General features: G+C 43.9%; 21 protein-coding genes. 12 read left to right on the forward strand and 9 right to left on the reverse strand.

The window, feature by feature from the left end:
- Nucleotide 1: 1 nt before the first annotated feature.
- The gene (locus OPS28_RS08090; protein WP_265608952.1) at nt 2-1039 is read right to left on the reverse strand and encodes a type IV pilus twitching motility protein PilT; all 1038 of its coding nucleotides are present in this window, start codon (nt 1037-1039) and stop codon (nt 2-4) included.
- Nucleotides 1040-1068: 29 nt separating this feature from the next.
- Between OPS28_RS08090 and OPS28_RS08095 the strand changes: the two genes are divergently transcribed.
- From OPS28_RS08095 to OPS28_RS08120, 6 genes are all read left to right on the forward strand, one after another.
- Nucleotides 1069-1755, forward strand: a complete 687-nt coding sequence (locus OPS28_RS08095) for a YggS family pyridoxal phosphate-dependent enzyme (RefSeq protein WP_265608953.1) — start codon at nt 1069-1071, stop codon at nt 1753-1755.
- 93 nt (nt 1756-1848) lie between these two features.
- Nucleotides 1849-2670 (forward strand): pyrroline-5-carboxylate reductase, encoded by an 822-nt coding sequence (gene proC, locus OPS28_RS08100; RefSeq protein ID WP_265608954.1) that lies wholly within the window; start codon nt 1849-1851, stop codon nt 2668-2670.
- A gap of 23 nt (nt 2671-2693) precedes the next feature.
- Nucleotides 2694-3236: a YggT family protein gene (locus OPS28_RS08105; protein ID WP_265608955.1), complete on the forward strand. Its 543-nt coding sequence runs from the start codon at nt 2694-2696 to the stop codon at nt 3234-3236.
- A 7-nt stretch (nt 3237-3243) separates the two neighbouring features.
- Nucleotides 3244-3693 (forward strand): DUF4426 domain-containing protein, encoded by a 450-nt coding sequence (locus OPS28_RS08110; protein WP_265608956.1) that lies wholly within the window; start codon nt 3244-3246, stop codon nt 3691-3693.
- A 593-nt stretch (nt 3694-4286) separates the two neighbouring features.
- The gene (locus tag OPS28_RS08115; RefSeq protein ID WP_265608957.1) at nt 4287-5390 is read left to right on the forward strand and encodes an alpha/beta fold hydrolase; all 1104 of its coding nucleotides are present in this window, start codon (nt 4287-4289) and stop codon (nt 5388-5390) included.
- A gap of 44 nt (nt 5391-5434) precedes the next feature.
- Nucleotides 5435-6265, forward strand: coding sequence for an insulinase family protein (locus tag OPS28_RS08120; protein WP_265608958.1), 831 nt, complete (start codon nt 5435-5437; stop codon nt 6263-6265).
- Between the two features lie 38 nt (nt 6266-6303).
- On the opposite strand, the gene OPS28_RS08125 is transcribed toward OPS28_RS08120, so the two are convergent.
- Both OPS28_RS08125 and yaaA read right to left on the reverse strand, forming a co-directional pair.
- A complete protein-coding gene (locus tag OPS28_RS08125; protein ID WP_265608959.1) occupies nt 6304-6933 on the reverse strand; it encodes a glutathione S-transferase family protein in 630 nt (209 codons plus the stop codon).
- 16 nt (nt 6934-6949) lie between these two features.
- Nucleotides 6950-7723 (reverse strand): peroxide stress protein YaaA, encoded by a 774-nt coding sequence (yaaA, locus tag OPS28_RS08130; protein WP_265608960.1) that lies wholly within the window; start codon nt 7721-7723, stop codon nt 6950-6952.
- A 250-nt stretch (nt 7724-7973) separates the two neighbouring features.
- Here yaaA and tal point away from each other — a divergent pair, with 250 nt between their 5' ends.
- The 3 genes from tal (at nt 7974) to OPS28_RS08145 (ending at nt 10987) form a co-directional block, all read left to right on the forward strand.
- Nucleotides 7974-8933, forward strand: coding sequence for a transaldolase (gene tal / locus OPS28_RS08135; RefSeq protein WP_265608961.1), 960 nt, complete (start codon nt 7974-7976; stop codon nt 8931-8933).
- Nucleotides 8934-8954: 21 nt separating this feature from the next.
- On the forward strand, nt 8955-10604 hold the full coding sequence (gene pgi, locus OPS28_RS08140; RefSeq protein ID WP_265608962.1) for a glucose-6-phosphate isomerase: 1650 nt from the start codon (nt 8955-8957) through the stop codon (nt 10602-10604).
- A 206-nt stretch (nt 10605-10810) separates the two neighbouring features.
- Entirely contained in the window at nt 10811-10987 is a 177-nt protein-coding gene (locus OPS28_RS08145) for a DUF3545 family protein (RefSeq protein WP_169209826.1), read from the forward strand.
- A 73-nt stretch (nt 10988-11060) separates the two neighbouring features.
- Here OPS28_RS08145 and ung read toward each other — a convergent pair whose 3' ends face one another.
- The 5 genes from ung to OPS28_RS08170 all read right to left on the reverse strand — a co-directional run bounded on the left by ung (nt 11061) and on the right by OPS28_RS08170 (nt 18437).
- Nucleotides 11061-11723 carry a uracil-DNA glycosylase gene (ung, locus tag OPS28_RS08150; protein ID WP_265608963.1) on the reverse strand — a complete coding sequence of 221 codons (663 nt, stop codon included), beginning with the start codon at nt 11721-11723 and terminating at the stop codon, nt 11061-11063.
- Nucleotides 11723-13006 (reverse strand): threonine synthase, encoded by a 1284-nt coding sequence (gene thrC, locus OPS28_RS08155; RefSeq protein ID WP_265608964.1) that lies wholly within the window; start codon nt 13004-13006, stop codon nt 11723-11725. The genes ung and thrC overlap by 1 nt, the downstream gene beginning before the upstream one ends.
- 75 nt (nt 13007-13081) lie before the next feature.
- Complete coding sequence (thrB, locus tag OPS28_RS08160) at nt 13082-14044, reverse strand: homoserine kinase (protein ID WP_265608965.1); 963 nt, start codon at nt 14042-14044, stop codon at nt 13082-13084.
- A gap of 17 nt (nt 14045-14061) precedes the next feature.
- Entirely contained in the window at nt 14062-16527 is a 2466-nt protein-coding gene (thrA, locus tag OPS28_RS08165; protein ID WP_265608966.1) for a bifunctional aspartate kinase/homoserine dehydrogenase I, read from the reverse strand.
- Nucleotides 16528-16826: 299 nt separating this feature from the next.
- Nucleotides 16827-18437 (reverse strand): S8 family serine peptidase, encoded by a 1611-nt coding sequence (locus OPS28_RS08170; protein WP_265608967.1) that lies wholly within the window; start codon nt 18435-18437, stop codon nt 16827-16829.
- A 313-nt stretch (nt 18438-18750) separates the two neighbouring features.
- Between OPS28_RS08170 and OPS28_RS08175 the strand changes: the two genes are divergently transcribed.
- Nucleotides 18751-19437 carry an SDR family oxidoreductase gene (locus OPS28_RS08175; RefSeq protein WP_265608968.1) on the forward strand — a complete coding sequence of 229 codons (687 nt, stop codon included), beginning with the start codon at nt 18751-18753 and terminating at the stop codon, nt 19435-19437.
- A gap of 188 nt (nt 19438-19625) precedes the next feature.
- Here the strand turns inward: OPS28_RS08175 and OPS28_RS08180 are convergent, their stop codons facing one another.
- Complete coding sequence (locus tag OPS28_RS08180) at nt 19626-19991, reverse strand: response regulator (protein WP_265608969.1); 366 nt, start codon at nt 19989-19991, stop codon at nt 19626-19628.
- Between the two features lie 180 nt (nt 19992-20171).
- On the opposite strand from OPS28_RS08180, the gene aceK reads away from it, so the two are divergent.
- Nucleotides 20172-21893 (forward strand): bifunctional isocitrate dehydrogenase kinase/phosphatase, encoded by a 1722-nt coding sequence (aceK, locus tag OPS28_RS08185; RefSeq protein ID WP_265608970.1) that lies wholly within the window; start codon nt 20172-20174, stop codon nt 21891-21893.
- An 876-nt stretch (nt 21894-22769) separates the two neighbouring features.
- A complete protein-coding gene (locus OPS28_RS08190) occupies nt 22770-23447 on the forward strand; it encodes a response regulator transcription factor (protein ID WP_265608971.1) in 678 nt (225 codons plus the stop codon).
- Nucleotides 23448-23482: the final 35 nt, after the last annotated feature.

Consider the following 23482-nt stretch of genomic DNA (forward strand, 5'->3'; position numbering starts at 1 on the left):
GTTAGCCCATTTTAGCTTTATCTATCGATTTAGCCGCAGCGTCCTGATGCGTAATCACACCCATAGCCACCAGTCTTTGCAGACATTGATCCATCGTCTGCATGCCATGGGCCTGTCCGGTTTGGATAACAGAGTACATTTGCGGCACTTTATCTTCACGAATAAGATTACGAATTGCTGGTATTCCCACCATAATTTCGTGCGCGGCGACTCGCCCCCCGCCGACTTTTTTAAGTAACGTTTGCGAGATGACTGCACGTAACGACTCAGAAAGCATAGAACGCACCATGGCTTTTTCTTCTGCCGGGAACACGTCAATAATACGGTCTATCGTTTTCGGTGCAGAGTTGGTATGCAGCGTACCGAACACCAAATGACCCGTTTCAGCTGCTGACATCGCTAAGCGAATGGTTTCAAGGTCGCGTAGCTCGCCCACCAATATCACGTCGGGGTCTTCGCGTAACGCCGAGCGCAACGCATTTGAAAAACTTAAGGTATCACGATGCACTTCACGTTGGTTCAGAATGCTCAGCTTATTTTCGTGCACGAATTCGATTGGATCTTCAATTGTAAGAATATGTTCTCGTTTATACGAATTGATATGATCAACCATGGCAGCGAGGGTGGTACTTTTACCCGAGCCCGTAGCCCCTGTTACCAGAACTAATCCAGTCGGCTGGTTAATAATGTCTTTAAAAATCGAAGGCGCGCCCAGTTCATCTAATGTTAACACCTGGCTTGGAATAGTACGTAGTACAGCCGCCGCGCCACGATTTTGTACGAACGCGTTCACTCGAAAACGCGATAAGTCTTTCACTTCAAAAGAAAAATCGGTTTCTAAGTTTTCCTCGTACTCTTTACGCTGACGATCATTCATGATTTCATAAACCAGCGCGTGAACTTGTTTGTGGTCAAGTTCTGGAACATTTAAGCGGCGCATCTCGCCGTCAACTCGAATAATCGGAGGCAAGCCAGCTGATAAGTGCAGATCGGAGGCTTTATTTTTTACACTGAAAGCTAAAAGTTCGGTAATATCCACGGCTATCTCCCCAAAACGAATGGTGACTAATGCAAACAATAGCAGAACGGCTGAAATCCGCCTATGTACGGATCGAACAGGCCACTGATAGTGCTAATCGTCCCCGAAACTCGGTTAGATTACTAGCCGTTAGCAAGACAAAACCGGTATCTGATATCAACCAAGCGTATGAAGCCGGACACCGTTTATTTGGCGAAAATTATGTGCAGGAAGGCATTGAAAAGATTAATCAACTTCAACATCTTACTGACATTGAGTGGCATATGATTGGCCCTATCCAGTCGAATAAAACGAAATTAGTCGCTGAAAATTTTCATTGGGTCCAATCAATTGACCGAGCCAAAATTGCGCGTAGGTTGAACGATCAACGTCCTACCACCTTGCCTTCTTTGAATTGTTGTATACAAGTTAACATCAACGATGAAGATTCAAAATCAGGTGTACAACCTAAAGACCTACCTGAACTTATTGAAATTGTGAACTCCCTCCCCCATCTAACTTTACGAGGGCTGATGGCGATTCCTAAAGCCGAAATGAAGACCGAGGAGCAGGAACAAACGCTTGGGGCGTTGGCGGAATTATTCAGTGAATATCGTACAAAGCTGAGCAATTTTGATACCCTGTCCGTAGGTATGAGCGATGATGTTGAAGCGGCAATTAAGCATGGTTCGACGATGGTACGAATTGGGACGGCTATATTTGGCGCGCGTAACTAATTTTTTATTACCTTATTACCTTATTACCTTATTATTTCATTATCGCCATCATGCAAATCATTTAAGACGAGTTAGTAACCAAAAAGGGTTTTCATGCAACACAAAAAATTGACATTTATCGGTGCAGGCAATATGACACGCAGTATCATCAGCGGCTTGATCAACTCTGGTTACCCTGCTGATCATATTATGGCAAGCAATCCTAGCATGCCAAAACTGGAAAAGCTTGAACACGATTTTGGCATCAAAATTACCCAGTCCAACGATGATGCCTGTCAGTTTGCTGATGCGATTGTACTTGCCGTTAAGCCACAAATTATGGGCGAGATGTGTGCCGACCTTCAGAAAAATAATGCGCTTGAAGGCAAATTGTTTCTGTCTATCGCGGCGGGTCTGAAGGTGGCTCGCCTACAGGAAATGTTAGGTGGTGAGTACCCTGTTGTACGTATTATGCCAAACACACCTAGCTTGCTGGGCAAAGGTATGTCTGGAATGTATGCAGATGACAATGTGAGTGAAGCCAACAGACATTACGTTGACGATGTGATGGGCAGCGTGGGCGAGACCATTTGGGTTGATAAAGAAGATGATATTAATGGGGTAATCGCGGCGGCGGGCAGCAGCCCGGCGTATTTTTTCCTGTTCTTGCAAGCTATGCAGGAAGAATCCATGCGCATGGGGTTTAACAAAGACGACGCAAGACAAATGGTACAACAAGCCATGTTAGGCGCCGCGGAAATGGTGTGTCAAAACCCAGCATTAGAACTGAGCGAGCTACGTGCCCAGGTCACATCAAAAGGTGGAACGACTGCTGCTGCGGTGAATACACTTATTGATAATGGATTGGAAAGTATTATATCAAAAGCAATGCAAGCAGCCGTCGCCCGTGCTGACGAAATGGCAAAACAACTTTAATAATTTTCAGGAAGTTTATTGAAATGAACGCTTCGGTATTTCTCATCAGTACATTGTTTAATTTGTATTTGATGGTGGTTATTTTACGGTTATGGCTGCAATTGGTGCGTGCCGATTTTTATAACCCTTTAAGCCAATTTGTAGTTAAGGCCACCCATCCTATTGTTGGACCACTAAGACGGATTATTCCTTCTATAGGACGGTTCGACACTGCCACTTTTGTGCTGGCTTTGCTCGTATCTTTTATCAAAGTCGCGACCTTGTCATTTGTATTTGGAAGCGGCGCGATCCACGTGGTCGGGTTTATCTTATTTGCGTTTTTTGATGTTATTAAAGAAGCCTTGTCACTCATGTTCTGGGTACTGATCATTCGCGCAATCTTAAGTTGGGTGTCGCAGGGTCAGAATCCTATAGAATATGTGTTACATCAATTAACAGAGCCCTTCCTTGCCCCCATCCGAAAGGTGATACCTCCTATAGGAGGGTTAGATTTGTCGGTTCTTGTCGCGATTGTTGCCTTGCAGTTTTTGCAGCTTCTGATTCAAGATACCTTTGGTTTATATTGAGGTATTTATGACACTTTTTGCCCAACGATTCTGTAGAGCGTTTTCGTTCATCACAATTGTATTTGTGTTGTTCAACGTGAGATTGGCTCACGCTGAACAAAAGCAAATCTTGGATGATTATGAAGTGCACTACATGGTTGTAAACAGCACATTCTTCACCCCCGAGGTCGCCCGTAATTATGGGCTCGTACGTAGCCGATATAACGCCTTAGTTAATATTGCGGTGCTGGATAAGGATAGTAAAAAAGCGCTGGATGTTGCACTGTCTGGTAAAGCCACCAACCTGATAGGTACGGCAAAAGAACTGAAATTCAGAAAAGTAAAAGAGGGAGACTCCATTTACTATCTTGCCACTTTGGCCGTGAACGATGCTGAAACCTACCGTTTTGTCATTAATATTCAATCAGGTAATGACAGCAAACAACTTAAGTTTCAGCAAAAAATCTATCTAGATTAAACGCCTTAATATAGAAACCCCGACTAAGCAATCTATCGAACACAATGGATTGCAACGAGGATTGGGTTAAAAACAATAACCCTGTCCTCCACTTCCTTTTTAATTCACTTTCACACCAACTTATCATGGCGTGTACTCACCCAGCCGGAGGACTTTTCTACTCTTTACACGCTTACGCGAGTAAGGGGGAGTCGGACAAAGTGTAGCGGCGCACATACCTACCTTGTCGACCATATTGATAACAAAAATCTGCGCGATAAATCACTATCGAATAGAGCATCAGCACAGGTTATGCTTGATAGGCCCATATTCAGAATCAACAACTGTTCATGCCAATACGTCGAATAAGAAGGCAGTCGAGATCTGACGCCCATTTTTATTGGCTGCCCCGATACGTCGCTGTTTACCTTCTTCAGTAAGAAGTTTAATTTCATGTGAGCATCGCCATATTGTTCCCTCTGGACATACCAAACGTAGATTTAGCGCAAGACGGTTACATTCCCCCCCTCAAAAAACTCTTGTAGATAGTAACAAGTCTCCGATTATGCTATGGTTCTTGTAACTTAACATTCTGTTTAAAAAGACTATTTTTCATGTTAAAAGCGGTTGCTGTTATTTTCTTTACACTCTTTTCTACAAGTTCATTTGCTAATCAATCGTTAGTTATTGACGGTAAACACCTCGAATTTGAGATCAAGGGTGAGGGTGATACCTGGGTGTTATTTGATGCCGGCGCTTTGACCGGTATGGCGGGCTGGGACTCATTGTGGCATGACTTGCCAGATGAAATAACCGCAATCCGCTTTTCCCGCCTTGGCGAAGGTAACTCTGAAATGTGTGAGAGTAACCGTTCCAGTAAGGATCTTGTGGATGAAGTACAGCAGGTTCTTAAACGTCTGGATGTCGATATGCCGTTTGTATATATCGGGCACTCTCTGGGCGGTGCCACGGCCAGAAATTATGCCGCCACCTACCCTGAGAATGTACTAGGTATGTTACTTGTCGACCCAGAAAATCCGAAGGACGTGGAGATGGTCATTGACATTGACCCTGTCAATGGTCCAGCTGAAATCGAAAGAATAAAGCAAAAAGATTACACGCTTATTAATGGCCATTGTTTTTTGGATGCGGTCTGGAGTAAAAAAGAGGCGAAGGATTTTGATGATATTGGTGATATCCCTGTTACGCTAATAGCCAGTACACAGCAAGTCGAAGAACCGAAGTATATTTTTCACACAGACGAAGCCAGAAAGCGCTGGGGCGAGCTTCAACATGCATGGGTATCGACCTTTCCACAGGGGCGTTATATAGCAACCACTAAGGGTAGTCACTATGTACAAAAAGACGAACCTGAACTTGTATTAAAAGAGTTGGCATTGCTACTCGAACGAATAGAAAAACACTCTAGCGAACCGACTATCGCCGGCTTATGGTCGCATGCCGAGAAGCCAGCAGTGATTAAGTTCGACATGACGAATAAATCAGCCACTATATACAAGCACGACACTGCCGACTCAACGGGTCTGAATCTTATTAAACATATTCAAAAAGATCCTATGCAGCGTAATCGATGGACGGGTTCTATGTTTGATGGGTACAACAATCAGTACGTAGATGTTGCCATTCAGATTACCGGGACTGACGTACTGACGGTGACAACCTCGCAAGAAGAGGAAGTTTTGCGGCTAATCCGGTAAGTCGCGCTCGAAAGAAAGGTATCGATAACCAAAAAGGACGAAAAGTGGCGAGCAATAATTTAGGGATAAAAATACTGTTTACCATAACAACGTTAGCCTGTACGTTATTCAGTTTTGGCCAGGAACCGATAACCTTTCAGCTTCATAATAAGATACCTGTTACAAGGCTACATTCACCTGCATCAGCTCCGGCGTCTGTAGCCGTCTATATCAAAGCTGGACATCTTTATAATGCCAACCAACAAGGGCTTGCTCACCTCTATGAGCACATATTCAACCTCGGCAATATTGATGCAAACCCAGCGGCAATAAACCAGTTGCTAGCGAAATATGGAGGTGAACGGCGAGCAGGTGCAAGTACCACATCATTACGTTTTTGGTATTCGATTGACGAAGAGGCGCTAGCGCCGTTGTTTTCGTTATTAGCTGGCTCATTCTCAAGTTTGAATCTAGACGATGACACGGTAAATGCACAGGTCATTGCAATCGATAATGAGTGGGTCCAAAAGAACGATATGCTCGAGCTCATCGATTGGGAACAAACTTTTCAGGTTTTTGCGCATCCAGTGAATAAGGTGAACAGCGGTCAACCTTTTTTCATGGGTAATAAAGAGGCGTTTGGTCCACGAGTAGCTGATCTCAAAAAGCAACTTAACCAGCGAATGCAAAAGCTCCAACCCAATGATATCAAAGTGATTATTTCTACAAGTTTTCCTCAGTCGGTCATTTCCAAATTACTAAACCAATCACTTGGACGGGTGACTTTCGCTCCCCCTCAAGCTGACTTTCTGAGAACTAATGATGAAAAAATCAATTACACTTCAATCACCGAGCTGCGTGAGACAAAAAAGCGACCAAAAGTACGCATGATTTAGGCCATCCCGGAGACTTCTGCGTAGCTATGGGTATTGTTTTAACCCGCTAAGTAAGTATTTTCTCGTTCCCACGCGCGGCTATACGCAGGTCGCTTTACCACGCGCTTTGCATAGCTTTGTACGTGATCGTAAGTTAAATTCATTCCCTCACTTTTTGCCCAGGATAAAATATGGCCAGCAACAATATCTGCCACCGTAAAATAATCACCTGCAATATATTCATTATTTTCTAATAGGCTACAAAAGGCTTTTAACGCTTTTTCAAATTCGAACTTTGCACAGTCCGCCATATCTTTAAGTCGATATTGTTCGGGCAAAATGAACGTATGCTTAGCTTTGTTCCACAAGGGTTGCTCTAACTCTGCCACTAAGAAAAATAACATTTGTGAAAAGTGACCTCGGGCAAACGAGCCCGATTCAGGAATTAACGTACCGGCGCCATGTTTATCCGCCAGATACGTTACTATGGCAGCTGATTCAGATAATAACCCCTCGGGGGTTTTTAGAAGAGGCACTTTTGCGGTAGGAGAAAGTGCGGCAAAATCGTCACTTAAATGTGCGCCTCTTCTCAGGTCGACTAATTGATACTCGTACGGAATGTTCAATTCCTCCAAAGTCCATGCCACACGCAGGGAGCGAGTATTGGGATAACCGTAAAGTGTATACATTTAGCCGTCCTCAGGTTTATTGTTCCTCTCGAAGAAACACAAGTTGGGTTGCACTGCTTTGTTCTTCACTATAAGCATAGCCTTGATCCGCAAAAGATTTAAGGGCATCCACATCGCTTACCTGGTTTTGTAAAATATATCGCGCCATCATACCCCGAGCTTTTTTGGCGAAAAAACTTATAGTTTTGTATTGCCCGTTCTTTTTATCTTTAAACACTGGCGTAATAATCATACCTTCAATTTTCGACTTTTTGACGGCACGGAAATACTCGTTTGAAGCCAAATTAATCAGAATGTTATCTCCTTGCGCCTGCATCGCTTCATTCACTTTGTGGGTGATCGCATCGCCCCAATAGGTATATAAGTCTGGGCCAGCGGGGGTATTTAGCTTCGTCCCCATTTCTAATCTATAAGGCTGCATCAGGTCCAAGGGTTTTAGCAATCCATACAACCCTGACAGAATACGCAGATGTGACTGCGCGTAATGAATTGTGTCGTCATCTAATGAATAGGCATCTAGCCCTGTATACACGTCCCCGTTAAAAGCGAACAGCGCTTGTTTAGCATTCTCAATGGTAAATGGGAGCGTAAAATTGCTGAACCGATTAGCGTTCAAGGTGGCCAGCTTGTCGCTAATGCTCATTAGTGAGGCTAAATCAGCAGGGGATAATTCTCTACATACCTCCACCAGCTTCTGTGTATGTTCCATCATTTCAGGCTGGGTATACTGAGTGACTGGAACATTTGATTCGTAATCCAAATTTTTAGCTGGCGAAACAACGACTAACATCTATTCTCCTGAAATTTTTAAATTTGCTCGATTTTGAAATAATTAATACGTTGATATCATATCACGCCATTGCCTAAGGGTATAAAAATAGCGCCATCTCTGCTATAAAGAACAAATGTTAAACCTGATGCAATCCGTCTTACAACCTACCCTGTAATACCTTACGTGTTTGTTAAAAAAACCATCAGGATTTCATTCGTTTGTTGAAGTAAGTCAGCAGATACCAATTAATTTTTGACAGAGAGAAAGAATGAGCAATCAGCTAGCATCATTACGTGAAATTACAACTGTCGTTGCCGACACCGGCGACATTGAGGCCATCAAAAAGTATCAACCTGTTGATGCTACTACTAATCCTTCGCTACTATTGAAGGCTGCATCCTTACCTCAATACAGCGGTTTGATTGACGATGCCGTAGCCTGGGCAAAATTACAATCAAAAGACGATAACCAGCAATTGACTGACGCTGCCGACAAACTTGCGGTTATGATTGGTAAAGAAATTTCAGCATTAATTCCAGGACGTATTTCAACCGAAGTGGATGCACGTTTGTCTTTTAACACGCAGGCCACCATTGAGAAAGCCGAACGGTTAGTGCAACTGTATAGCGATGAAGGCATTGATAAATCACGCATTCTTATTAAAGTAGCATCCACTTGGGAGGGCATTCGGGCTGCTGAAGCACTGGAACAAAAAGGCATTAATTGTAACCTTACCTTGTTGTTCAGTTTCGCACAGGCCCGTGCATGCGCGGAAGCAGGTGTATTCCTTATTTCTCCATTCGTAGGTCGAATTCTTGATTGGTACAAACAAAATACCGATAAGAAAGAATACACGCCTGAGGAAGATCCTGGCGTGGTATCGGTGGCGAAAATTTATGACTTTTATAAGGCTAACGGCTACAAAACTGTCGTGATGGGCGCAAGTTTCCGTAACATCGGTGAAATTCAGGCGCTGGCTGGCTGTGATCGCTTGACGATTAGCCCGCAGTTATTAGAAGAACTGGCCAACCAACCGGGTGAAATAGAAGCAGTGTTAAAAGATAACGGTGCCACTGATGTGCCTGGCAATAAGCTGAGCGAAGCAGCATTCCGCTGGGAAATGAATGAAGATGCAATGGCTACTGAAAAACTAGCTGAAGGTATCCGTAATTTCGCGGCCGATCAGGTGAAGCTTGAATCAATGTTAAAAGAGAAACTTGGAATTTAGCCATACAAGTTGGAAAGGATTATGACTGAATTAACCGCACTACCCCAATGGCACCACCTTGAAAAACTTGCCTCCTCTATCGGCGAACAGCATATGCGTGACTGGTTTGCCGAGGATAGCGATCGTGCAGCACGCATGCAGGTGGAAAGTTGTGGACTTTATCTGGACTTTTCAAAGAACCGTGTGACTGATGAAGTTATGCAAACGCTTTTCTCATTGGCTGATGCCCAAGGTCTGGAAGAGCAACGCAAAAGTATGTTTGCTGGAGAGGCGATTAATACTACCGAGGGTAGAGCGGTATTGCATACCGCATTACGTAACTTTTCCGATACACCCATATTGGTAAATGGCAAAGATGTTATGCCTGAAGTGAAAGCTACATTGGAAAAAGTTGAAAGCTTTACCCAATCGGTGCATAGCGGAGCGCATACGGGCTATACTGGCAAAGCTATTAAGCATGTTGTAAGTATCGGTATTGGCGGGTCCTTTCTTGGCCCCAAAATAATGACCGAAGCACTTAAACCCTATCGACATAACGGCATTCACGTTCATTTTGTTGCGAATGTAGATGGGTGTCATATTCACGATGTGTTAAGTGGGCTCGATCACGCCGAAACACTGGTGGTGATGTCCTCCAAGTCATTCACCACCCAGGAAACCTTGCAAAATACGCAGTCAGCAAAGAACTGGTTCTTAGCTGAGGGCGGTTCTCAGGAAGATGTGGCTAAGCACTTTGTGGCGGTTTCTTCTAACGTATCGGCGGCAGTAAAATTTGGTATTGCAGAAGAAAATATCTTCCCTATGTGGGATTGGGTCGGCGGACGCTATTCGTTATGGTCGGCGATTGGGTTACCTATTGCACTTGCATTAGGGTTTGCTAATTTCAAACAGTTATTGGAAGGCGCACATGCAATGGACAGGCATTTTGCCACCGCCCCCAATGAGCGAAACCTTCCAGTCATCTTAGCGGTGTTGGGGGTGTGGTATCGCAATTTTTTTGGTGCACAATCGCACGTTCTACTGCCCTACTACCATTATTTGCGCGGTCTACCCGCTTATGTTCAGCAATTGGATATGGAAAGTAATGGGAAAATGGTTACGCAACAGGGCGAAAGGGTCACCTATCCAACCGGGCCTATTATATGGGGGAGTGAAGGCACAAATGGTCAACACAGCTTCCACCAACTTATCCATCAAGGACATGGCATTATCCCAGCTGACTTTATCTTGCCATTAAACGTACCTAATCAGGATGATACTCACCATGCGATGTTGGCTTCGAACTGTTTTGGTCAGGCGCAAGCATTAATGCAAGGTAAAACCTATGAGGAGTGCTTTGAAGACCTCACCGATAAAGGTTTGGGTGAAGCTGAGCAAGTTCGTTTGGCTCATCACAAAACCATGCCCGGTAATAAGCCCAGTAATACTATTCTATTCGATGCGTTAACCCCGCATACACTTGGCGCACTGATTGCTATGTATGAACACAAAGTGTTTGTGCAAGGCGTGGTGTGGCAGCTTAATTCGTTTGATCAGTGGGGCGTGGAACTAGGCAAAGTATTGGGAAATAAGGTGTTGGCGGGGATTACCGGTCGTACCGAAGGGGCTAATTTCGATGCATCTACACAACAATTAATTGCACGTTTTAAACACGCTAACGCCCCCAAATAGAGCAATCTACTGCTTGGTGCATTCGCCAGTCCGTCTGGCAAATGCACGCCTTCACCAAACACTTGTCATTTTGTTGCCACGATTTGTTAATAAAAAGTAAACATTTATGTTTTATTTTTTTCTCAGCTGTGATACAAATTTGCCCAGAGGGATATATCTACTCACTCTGACACTTGTTGTAAGTGGTATAATTGAAGGAGATCCATGTGGATAAGTCAGATTTATTTGCATTACTTGATATTGAAACCAGCCCTGCTAAAACGAAAAGTAAAAAGAGGAAGTGGCGAGAAATAGAAGCACTTCAAGATAGGTTCAGACTCGAAAAAGAACTTGCCGAATACGATTGTGAATTCGAGTATGAGCTAGAAGCCCTGGAAAGATAATTAGCAAAAAGCTATCACTGCGTGATAGCTTTTTTGTCTTTATAGAAACCAGAAAGTGGCGGCCTGGCGGGCCTCAGCGTTCCAGTTGCCATTCAATAGGTTTTTTACCGTGGCATTGCAGGTACGCATTGGCTTGGCTAAAGTGCTTGCAGCCAAAAAAACCACGATGTGCCGAAAGCGGTGACGGATGGGGTGCAGCTAACACTAAGTGCTTAGTCGCGTCGATATCTTTACCCTTCTTTTGTGCGTGGCTACCCCATAACATAAATACCGTGTTATGGGTTTGCGTGTTAAGCACCTGTATAACTCTATCGGTGAATTGCTCCCAACCAAGTTTAGCATGACTATGCGCCTTGCCCTGTTCGACGGTTAACACCGTATTAAGTAGTAATACACCTTGTTCTGCCCATGAGGTCAAATTGCCATGTGAAGGAACCTGGAAGTCGGGTATATCCGTTTGCAGCTCTTTAAACATATTCCTTAATGAAGGCGGAAAAGCAACGCCCTTTTGTACGGAGAAGCTTAACCCATGGGCTTGTCCCGGACCGTGGTAAGGATCTTGTCCCAAAATCACCACTTTTACCGTGTCTAACGGGGTAATGGAAAGCGCATAAAATACCTCGTCGGCTGGCGGATAAATCACCTTTCCAGCCTGACGCTGTGCACTGACTGAACGAATAATATGCTGAAAGTAAGGTTCTTGCTTTTCCTGTGCTAATGCTGTGTCCCAGTTCATTAAGGTTTAAGTAATCCTAACATATGCTGTTTTAATGCCTCGTAATCGCTGGGCAATGTTCCAGCTAAGCTGTCTTTAGTCGCGACATCAGAAAGCGCTTGCGGCAAACTAATTGGCTGACCGAGCACGTTTTCAACTGTCTCGCGAAATTTAGCCGGATGCGCCGTACCTAAAAACAAGCCTGTTTCACCCTCGCCTAAGTTATTTATTAACGCGCGATACGCTACCGCCGCATGAGGTTCGCTAGTGTACCCCTGGTGTGCCAGCTGACGAAGGGCTATCTGGGTATAATCTTCATCCACACAATAGCCGTGCAGGATAGATTTTTCTACGTATCCTTTTTCTATTAACGCTTCAATTCTAGGCCAGTTGTTAGGCTGACTGACATCCATTGCGTTTGATATCGTCGCTACAGTTGTTTTTGGCTCCCAGGTGCCACTTTGCAGATAGCGTGGTACCGTATCGTTTACGTTTGTGGCCGCGATAAAACGTTTAACAGGCAAGCCCATGGCTTTAGCAATTATACCTGCGGTAAGGTTACCAAAGTTACCACTTGGAACAGAAACGACCAATTGGTCGCGCTTTTCAGCAGGAATTTGGCTTAGGGCTTCGAAGTAATAACACACTTGAGCCAACAGACGGCTGATGTTTATGGAGTTTGCGGAGTTTAGATGTAGTCCCTCACGTACATCAGGATCGTCGAATGCCGTTTTAACCAGTTTTTGGCAGGCATCAAAATCGCCCTCAATAGCCACCGTATGAATATTATCCCCTAAGGTAGTGAATAATTTTTCCTGAAGCGGACTGATTTTTCCTTTCGGAAACAAAATTACCACATTAATATTTTCCAACCCGTGAAAGGCGTGGGCTACGGCGGCCCCCGTGTCACCCGATGTAGCAGTAAGAATGGTCACAGGCTCGTTGTTGGTTAGACGCGATAAACATTGCGCCATAAAACGTCCGCCGAAATCTTTAAACGCCAGAGTTGGGCCATGAAATAGCTCTAATATTGAAATTTTATCATTTAGCTCGACCACGGGAGCTGGGAAAGTAAAAGCTTGTTGAACAATTTCACTAATTGTATCAGCCAACTCTTCCTCTAGCAGGGTCGACAAAATAAAGGAACTTCTTTCAACAAATGGCATTGCCAGTACTTTATCAATATTCTTCAGCACTGGAATGTTGGTGGGAAAATATAAGCCCTGATTTTTACCGAGTCCGCGTTTCACAGCTTGGGCAAATGTTGCTGTGTCTGTTGAATCTTTTAAATTTACTAATTTCACTTCGCAACCTCTAAATACATTTTTGTTATAGTGCAACGGTTAGCTTTTTACTTTTTACTTTTTACTTTTTACTTTTTACAGCTTACCGCTTACCGTGGTGCCGTGTTCTTCGATTGTGCAGATTTTGGTAAACCCTTTATCAGTCTGGATATATCGTTGCGCAAGTAATTTTTCAACCTGCTGTGCTAATGGAAGGCTTTCGCATACCGCAAAAACGGTGGGACCCGAGCCAGAAATGCCAAATGCGCTGGCGCCTAATGAAATACACCCCTTTTTCACCTCATCAAAGCCAGGCAGAAGACGTTTACGGTGTGGCTCTGCGATAACATCATGGATAACAGAGCTAGCCAGTTTGGCATCTTGAGCGTGCAGGGCCTCAACAAAAACAGCCAGTTGTCGACCAAAGGTTATGGTGTCTTGCATAGAGAATGAGGTTGGAAGAATTTTTCGGGCCGCTGCCGTGGATACCACGATACCCGCGTAGCAAATAACCCAGTACCATTCTGAAATTACTGGCAGTTTGACGGCAACTTTATCTTTCAGGCCGGTCATGAGCGTAATCCCTCCTAAAAAACTAGGAGCCACATTATCGTAATGAATACTGCCGCTAATCTCCCCTTCCATTTCACCCATCATGGTTAATAGCTGATTTTCTGAAAGCGGATTGTCAAAGTATGCATTCAGTGCTGTCAGTGCAGCTACTATTGAACTGGCGCTTGAACCTAGCCCACTGCCAATGGGCAAGTTTTTCTTTAAGGTAAAATGGATGGGTGTTTCGTTGATTTTGTTATTTTGAACACTTTGTATAAACCGCCGATAACATTGAAAAACGATATTTCGGCGGGGATTTGAAGGTAATTTATCTGCAAATTCCCCGGCTACTGACAAGTTAAACAACTCAGGCCCCGAGGTAGATTTAATTTCCACCTCGTCGCCTATTTTGCTTCCATCCACTGGCGCGAGTGCAGCGCCCAATACGTCAAATCCTAAACTGACATTGCCTATTGAGGCGGGCGCATACGCTGTTATTCTTTTCATTTAACCTCTTAGCCATATCAATGGTTTGTTTGCTTCCATGGCATAGTCCTTAATATATCAGCGAAAACGCCCGCAGCGGTGACCGTTCCACCTGCACCATAGCCTCGAATTACATAAGGCATCGGTTGGTAATAATCACTACTGATTGCTAATGCATTTTCGCCATCCTTAATGGCAGCCAACGGATGGTCTTGCGGTACTGCCAGGATGCTTACCTTACACGTTTTACCCTCAATACTGCCAATATAACGTAAAACTTTTTGCTCACTGGACGCACTTGCCACCCGATCCGAAAAAGATTCATCTAGTTCACTTAGGGTATCCATGAATTCATCAATAGATTTGTTGTCACCAAAGCCCGGTGGCAACACCGATTCAATCTCAATATCGGACAACTCTAACTCAAGATCGGCTTCCCGCGCCATAATCAGTAATTTCCGCGCGACATCCATACCGCTAAGGTCGTCTCTTGGGTCCGGTTCCGTATAGCCATTTTCTTTGGCCAGACGCGTGGCTTTTGAGAGGGTCATGCCTTCTTCCAGCTTACCGAAAACATAAGACAAACTACCAGACAGGATCCCCTCAAAACGGTGTAAGGTGTCGCCCGCGCTGAATAACTTTTGTAAATTATCGATTACAGGTAAGCCAGCGCCGACCGTTGTTTCATAGAGATACTGACGGCTGGTGTTAAGCGCTGTTTCTCTGAGCTGACGATAATAAGCCAAGGTATCGGTATTCGCTTTTTTATTGGGGGTGACAACATGAAAGCCTTGTTCCATCATGGCAACGTATTGTGATGCAACACTCGCGTTACTTGTACAATCCACGATGACTGGATTAACGAGGCTATTAAGGTTGACGAAGTCACGCAGTACGTCAATGCTGAATGAATCTTTTGCATCTCTCAACTTTCCAGGCCAATCATTGGTAATGTTAATACCATTACTGTCTAACAAAAGCTTTTTACTATTGGCTATTCCGTAAACCTTAAGTTTAATATTACGATCCGCCAATGCTGGCTGCTGGCGAGCGATCTGGCTTAAAAGCTCTTTGCCGACATTCCCGCAACCTACCAGGAAGACGTCAATGCTGTGACCTTTGGAAAAAAAATTCTGATGTACCACCCGTACCGCTTTTTTCGCTTTATTACCTTCAATAACAGTAGAAATAGAACGTTCTGAAGAGCCTTGCGCAATAGCAATATTGTTGACGCGAGCTTGCGCTAGCGCGTTAAAAAAACGTGCGGCTAAGCCTTTTGTTTGTTTCATTCCGTCCCCGACCAAGGTAACTATAGCCAGATCCCGCCGCACTTCGATAGGTTCCAACAGTTGATTCTGAAGTTCTAGTGCAAACGACTCTTCTAATAAATTTTGGGCTTTGGTGGCATCTTTAGTGTGGATACAAAAACTGATGCTGTATTCAGAACTGGATTGCGTTATAAGGCTGATTGAAATATTCGCATTCGACATGACTTCGAATATGCGACTGGCCATGCCAACCATACCTTTCAGGCCGGGCCCTGCCACGTTGAACATGGTTACATCATCAAGTTGCGATATACCTTTAACCGATGTCCATACTTCACTCGCTTCATTAGAAATGAGTGTTCCCGGAGCCTCAGGGTTTAACGTATTGCGAATTAAACACGGAATATGGTGTTGGGCTATGGGACCTATTGTTTTAGGATGAAGTACCTTGGCGCCAAAATAGGAAAGCTCCATCGCTTCCTGGTAGGTAAGTTTATCGAGTAAAACGGCACCTTCTACCTGATTAGGGTCGGCGTTGTATACTCCATCAACATCTGTCCAGATTTCGCAGCATTTTGCGTCTATACAGGCAGCGAGCACTGCTGCGGAATAATCTGAACCATTTCGCCCCAATGTGACTTTTTCGCCTTGCTCATTCGCCGCCACAAATCCAGGCATCACGAGCAGGTAGCTTCCGTTTACCGGGATATCAGAAAAGCGCGCTTTACTCATCGCTACATCCGCTATGCTATCTAAGTAGTCGCCTTCAGCTAAAATAAAGTCTTTTGGATCCAGTAACCTATTGCTAACGTTCGACGCCTCCAGCATCGCCGTGAACAAAGTAACGCTAATGTATTCTCCAAACGAAAGGATGCACGCTGCCACCGGATCAGGTACACACCTTAGCAACTTAATACCTTCCAGCTGTTGTGTAAGTTGATCTAACTGAGCACGGATAAAGCGATTGACTTTATCGTAATCAAACAGAGTGAGTTCAGCCTTAAGCTCACTGGCGATGCCATTGACCGTATCTTTGAAAAGCGAAAGTAATGGCTGATAATCTTCACCTTTTGCAGCTTGTTCGGACAATGAGGCCAGCGCATTGGTCACCCCTTTGGGTGCAGATAAAACCACCGCCGCACCCTCGGTTTGATGCGTTGCCACGCTGATGGACATTACTCGCAAATACTTTTGCGCATCGGCTAAAGACGAGCCACCAAACTTCAACACTTTCATTTGTTACTCCTTTCCCCTGACTCTATGGCAACTAAAAAAAAACCCGCTCCTTTTTGAGCGGGTTTTTGGTTAACTTTTGATACGTACACTAACCAGCAACCGCCCTCTGTGAGGTGGTAATCATCATCATGCCGGTGGTGCGAATTATTGTTTTCATGCCTTCAATCTGCCGTATAGACGTCTATATGTCAACTGGCATTTCGATTATTTTTGATATTTTTTATTCAACAATACCAATTTATGCTTCTCTAAACAAAATCCCCTCAATAGAGGAGACCTCGTTTATTTAACGCTGCGCACTAATTCTGCGTATAGGTTAACGTGACGCCGCTAAATGGCTTCCAACCACGAAGACCTACTACCCATTTACCTTCTGCAGGATTATTGATCGTGCATTCTTCGGAATTTCCCGGGTTCGATGACATACAATCATAAATCGACAGCGTGGGTGCGTTTTCATATCTTACCAATAATTTCAGATCACCCGTTCCGCCTTCTGTACGAACGTTGATACTTTCGGTACCCGCAGGGACATTCCATGACATCCAGACCCACCCTCTCTTACTCAAAGAGATATCTTCATGAACTTCTGTAAAAGTACTGACAGGCTTTTCAGGTTCCTCTGGCGCGGTTGGTGCATTTGCTGCACAACCATTAATTGCAAGATAGTCATAGGCTTGTTTAGCTTTGACAATACCGTAACCATAATAGTCGTCTTTACCTACACTACCTTTATCCAACGCGGTAGCAGTAAGCGCCTGGCGAATTTCTGAATTTGTACACTGAGGATAAAAACTCCACAATAGTGCGGCTGCACCAGATACATGCGGCGTTGCCATCGATGTACCACTCATGTTTGCATATCTATCGAGCGGATAAGTCGATAACACCGACGAACCGGGCGCAGCGATCTCCACTTGATTATTATATTGCGAATAACTCGCTCGGTTGCCATTGGATTCCACCGCCGCCACTGACATAACCGCATCATATGAGGCTGGGTAGGATTTAGCGCTAGTACCTGCGTTGCCCGCCGCAGCGACTAATAACATGCCGTCATTTTCAAATGCCTGCATAGCGTCACGTTCCGCGGCCGAGGAATAGCTGCCACCTAGACTCATATTAACAACATTTGCACCGGCATCCTGACATTGACTGATTGCACCTATCAGATCTGAAGCATAGGTCCAGCCGCCGTTGTCGTCGAAAATTTTAACGACATGCAGACTCACCCCCGGATAAACTCCTACCATCCCAAAGCTATTATCAAGCGCACTAATGGTACCGGCTACATGAGTACCATGGCCATGCCCGTCGGTGTACCAATTCCCTACCGCCGGGTTATTGCTAATGCCTGTTAAACCGTTATTGGTATCAGGAAGATCACTATGTCCTCGATTAATACCTGTATCGATAACGCATACTTTTCGTGCGCTGGTATCGCTTTGTACTAATTGATTCGCTTCGACCATGTTATAACCGTACGGCGTTGACTGGGCCATAAGTTCACGTTTTGCGTCAATCGATACGCGCTTAACCTCACGGTTTTTGAGTAATTCGGTTACGGCTTTTTTGTCTAATTTGGCCACTACCATTTTCTGTTTTTTAAGCACTTTCAGCGACTTACCTTTTACCGCAGCAATAGCGGATTTCGCAACTTTTTCGCTAAAGGCTTTGCCATTCTTTTTGGCAACCGCATAGTTATCCGCGTCGTCGTTGTGGGCGTGAAATTCTACGATATAACGCTCTTCAGCTTTCGCACTGATAGCACCCGATAATGAATTTTTTAATAATAAACTGAAGTTTTGGGCGTCATTGACTTCACTATTGGAAGAATGCGCTGCGGTTGAAACGGATGCGCCAAGAAGACCCACAGAAATTAACGTAAACGATTGAAGTTTTTTAAACATACCTATCCCATTTCTGTCATTACGACTGCTTCAAATTAAATTAATGTGAAACATAAAAACTTAATGAGCTTAAAACTGCATAAAACTCATGATGAGATGCATCCTGCAAAAATAAATTAGTTGGCTAAGAGCGAAAACCCGTTAACGAACAGTTAATTTATCGGTAAGTAAAAGTAAAACTACAGACTCTGCCTTCGCTTTTATCATTAAGTAAATTTAACTTTATTAATACGTAGCGTTGATTTTTCGTTGGAGTGATCTAGTAGCAGCCAGAAACAGAACACACTGTAAGGACTTACTTATAGGAATGCTCATGAATCAAAAAACTATTCTGATAACAGGCGCATCCAGTGGTATTGGCGCTGCGACAGCGAAGAAACTCGTGGCCCACGGGCATAAGGTTGCCCTTACAGCTCGCAGTGAAGATAAATTAAAGGCACTACAAGAAGAGCTGGGCAGCGAAAATTGTAATATTTATCCGGCCGATGCTACTGACCCCGGTGCCATTGAACAGGTTATCAATGAGGCGGCAGAAGCATTGGGGAAATTGGATTGTGTATTCGCTAATGCCGGCAAAGGGGTTTCATCTGCTGGTACCGAGGACGGTGATATTGAAGAGTGGCAGTCGATGTTAGATGTCAATATTAACGCCTTGCTCTACACCGCCAAATATAGTCTTCCACACTTAAGGAAAAACCATGGTCATTTCATCCTTACTAGTTCAGCGGCGGGTAGAGCGACTATAAAAGGTTCGATATACGGGGCGAGTAAATGGTTCGCCTATGGGTTTGGGCGTAATTTAGCAGAAGAAATGGCGGAATGGGGTGGACGTTGTACCACTATCTGTCCAGGGATGGTTAATACACCCTTTTTTGATGAGCCAAAAGAAGATAAATTGCAACCTGAAGATGTCGCCGATGCCGTGGCCTACGCGATTGAAGCTGAACAGCGTAATAATGTAAGAGAAGTTTATCTTATGCCCACGAATACCAATTCGTAATAGCGTACAAACCACGCCGAGAAAGAATACGCTCTACCCCACCCGCCGTGACGAAGGTATGCATCGACCTTTCGAACTAAAGTAACGCGCGGTATATGCGTTTCTCTTTCTCTCTTCGGGCAAGGATTTCACTCCATTGCCGTCAGATTTGCGCATATTATTGGACGACCGCTATTTCGAGGTGCACGCTAATACAACCCGAACTTTCGTAAAATAGGTTGTAGCTGGCCTGCATTAATGGGTTTGGGTATAAAGTCCAGCGCACCCAGTTGCATGACGCGGTCTCGCATAAGTGGTTGAATATCACCTGACACCACCACAACAAACACATCCAGCATTCGACGCCGGAGTTCTTCCAGTACACCTACTCCATCGAGTACGGGCATAGTTAAATCAAGCAACATTACTTCAATGCCATGTTCGTCAATAACTGATATCGCCTCTGCGCCATTACTGGCCTGATATACTTCGGCGGCAAAACCCTCGGGTAAACTCCGTTTAGCTAGCTTCCGTGCCAATGATGAATCATCGCAAATTAATACTTTAAAACTCACATGACTTCCTGTTTAAACGACAGAGCAGATAAAAACTCAACTTTTATCTTGCGATTATAGTTATATGGAGAAGAGGGTAAATTACCTCAATCATGCATGATTGCAACGGTTTTTTGCACTGGATGCACCTTCATCCTGTGATATGGTAAACGCTTGGAACAAGGGAATAACAAATAACACATGTCTACTGCGATTTCAGCTAAACAAGTTGCTTATCAAATCATTCATCACTTTGACAAAAATTATCGTTGGTTTACACGCATCACCAAGGGGGCCCAGGAACGCTTCGAAAAAGGGCTTTGGCAACAATCGCTGGATGCATCCAAAGAGCGCATTTCACTATATGATTTAAGTGTTTCAGACACCGTAGCAGAAATCTATCATCAGGTGGCTGTGCACCAAAAAAACGATCAGTTCTGGCAGGAGATGAAGCTACGATTTACTCTGTTACTTGAAGGACATCCGCAGTTTGAGCTTGCCGAAACGTTTTATAATTCTGTAATCGGTAGGATTTTTCGTCATCAGAAGATTGATGACAGCTTAATGTATGTGTATCCAAGTCAGTGCTTTTTAGCGGGTAAAGATCGGCATCATGTTATTAATAGCTTCGACACTACAACCACCGTAGCAAAAATGTACGATACGATATTCAACGTTTATCGTTTCAATATCCCTTTTGAAGACCTCCCTCGTGACAAATGGCAATTGGAAAAAGCATTACGTAAACGGCTTGATAGAAAGCAGTTAGCGAGAGTGCATACGGTAGAATTACTAAAGCCGGTATTTTATAGAGGAAAGGCTGCGTATCTTATTGGAAGAATTTGCATGCCTGATGAGACGCTTCCTTTTGTGGTAGCAATGCAAACAAATGAAAAGCAGGAGCTCTTTGTTGACGCGTTGCTGACCGACCGAAAAGACCTAAGTGTCATTTTTGGTTTTGCCCGTAGCTACTTTATGGCCGATACGCAAAATCCTGCGGAAATCGTAGCATTCTTGCATGAGTTATTGCCGAATAAAAAAGCGTTTGAGCTTTATATGGCTTTGGGGCATTTTAAGCACGGTAAGACAGACTTTTACCGCAATTACCTTGCCCACCTTTCTCAAACTGACGATCTATTTGAGGCTGCTCCCGGCATACGCGGGCTGGTAATGATGGTTTTCCATCTTCCTTCATACGGTGTCGTGTTTAAGATTATTAAAGATGAATTTCCGGAAAGTAAAAAGATTACCCGAGAACATGTGAAAGATTGTTATCGCTTAGTCAAAATGTCTGATCGTGTAGGTCGAATGGCAGATACCCATGAATACGTAAATTTTCGTTTTCCATTAGCTCGTATATCGCCCACGCTACTTGAAGAGCTGCAACAAACATGCGCTTCCAGTATAGCGATAACCGAAGATGAATTGATCATACGCCATTTGTACATTGAACGAAAAATGACGCCACTCAACATTTACCTTGATCAGGAAACGTCACCTGAAAAAATTGAACACGCTGTAAATGAGTTAGGTTTATGTATCAAACAGATCGCCAAAGCGAACATATTTCCGGGTGATATGCTGCATAAAAATTTTGGTATTACTCGGCATGGTCGTGTCATTTTTTATGATTACGATGAAATATGTTTAATGCACGAACGTAACTTCAGAGAACTGCCAACCTCTGACGATCCCTTTGCCATAGACACTCTTTCAGTGGCGCCCAATGATGTTTTCCCTGAGCAATTCGAACATTTTATTGTAGGCAAAAGGCATTTAAAAAACCTGCTAAAACGTTTACATGGTGATTTAATGTCACCTGCTTATTGGAAAGAAATTCAAGCCCTCACGGCCAATGGAGAAGTGCAAAACTTTACCCCCTATAACGAATCGATGCGTTTTCCCCGCCGGCAAGAAGGGTAATAAAAGTTTAAATTCATTTTTATGTATGGTTGCGCCTATTTTATCTTAATGTTCGTTAAGCGTGCCTTCCGCTCCATCAAAACCGGACGGGCTCAGCGGAAAGCCCCCAACCAAGACAAGACGCTCAGTCGTTACAGGTCATGTCTATTTTGCAACCTTCAAGCGTGGGGCTCGGGGAAAGTATCTATTTGACGTTATTATAAAGGGCTAGTGCCTCGAGCCCACGAGAGTATTATCAACTGGTTCTTCTCCATCGCCTTTTGGTGCAGGGTTGCATGCCTACTTAGTCGGGCAGTTATCTCGTTTTACATTATCTTGGTCATAGTGAGCAGAGTTGTGAGATCCTTACCTTCTCCAATGAATTAAGCCAATTAGTATCAAAGCGACTGCGCTATTTATTCCTCTATCTATTAGCAGATAACCCTTAACGGGAATCAGTATAAAACCAGCGACGCACGCCTACGTGTACTAATTTTATGGAAAATCACGTCATACCATGAGGCATTAAAAATGCCATTGGAAAAATGAGGTAGAGACGCTATGGCATATTTGTAGGATATATTGAAAATATAGAGGTAAAACCTGGTTACTTAGCCAGGATGATTGAATACATCCTTTCCATTATCATGCTGAATTCGATACCAATTCACTTACGGTGTGAACACTATCACATGGGGCTCAGTATATTTATTGAGGTAAAAAAACTCCCTTATTAGTCGTCACTATGGTTTATACAATAATAAAAAAAATCACTCAAATTTATGAGGTGGGTGAAATAATTAAACCTTTTTAATACTTAAGTGATCGGGTCATGGGTTTTTAACAGTACTAAAGGAAGCAATAGCTGAAGCTTTTTTTCCAAAGGATTATCGTTTAATGAAAACGCTGCTCATTGAAGACGACCAAACTGTCGCTGAACATATCCAGCATGGATTCGAAGAGGCCGGTCACCGCTGTGAAGTAAGATATTCGGGTGACGCAGGCTTACATGAGGCACAAGTTAATGACTATGACCTAATCATTCTTGATGTCATGCTACCTGTAATTGATGGAATGGATATTCTTAATATTATTCGAGGTCAGGGTAACAACACCCCGGTATTAGTGCTTAGTGCTAAGAGTCAAGTGGAAGACAGAGTGCAGGGGTTACGTGCAGGCGCAAGTGATTACCTCACGAAACCTTTTGCATTTGAAGAATTACTCGCCCGGGCTGAAGGCTTGGCAGGCCGTAGTGAACATCATGATACAACTACCTTACAGGTGGGAGATCTAACTCTCGACCTTGTTCACCGTCGCGTAACCAGAGGCGAGCAAGAAATAGAGTTACAAGCGAAAGAATTCCAACTGCTTGAGTGTTTGTTACGAAATCGCGGTCACGTGGTAACACGCAGTATGCTATTGGAGCACGTCTGGAATTACCATTTTGACCCACAAACCAACGTAATAGATGTTCATATCAGTCGATTGCGTCAAAAGGTGGATAAAACCTTTAATGTCCCGCTTATTGAAACAGTTCGTGGAACTGGCTATAGGATTTCGGACGCTATAACGTGAGTGCAATTAGTGCCTTTACCCGAAGCTCCAGCTTC

The organism is Alteromonas sp. ASW11-130, assembly GCF_026183735.1.
Classification (GTDB): domain Bacteria; phylum Pseudomonadota; class Gammaproteobacteria; order Enterobacterales; family Alteromonadaceae; genus Alteromonas.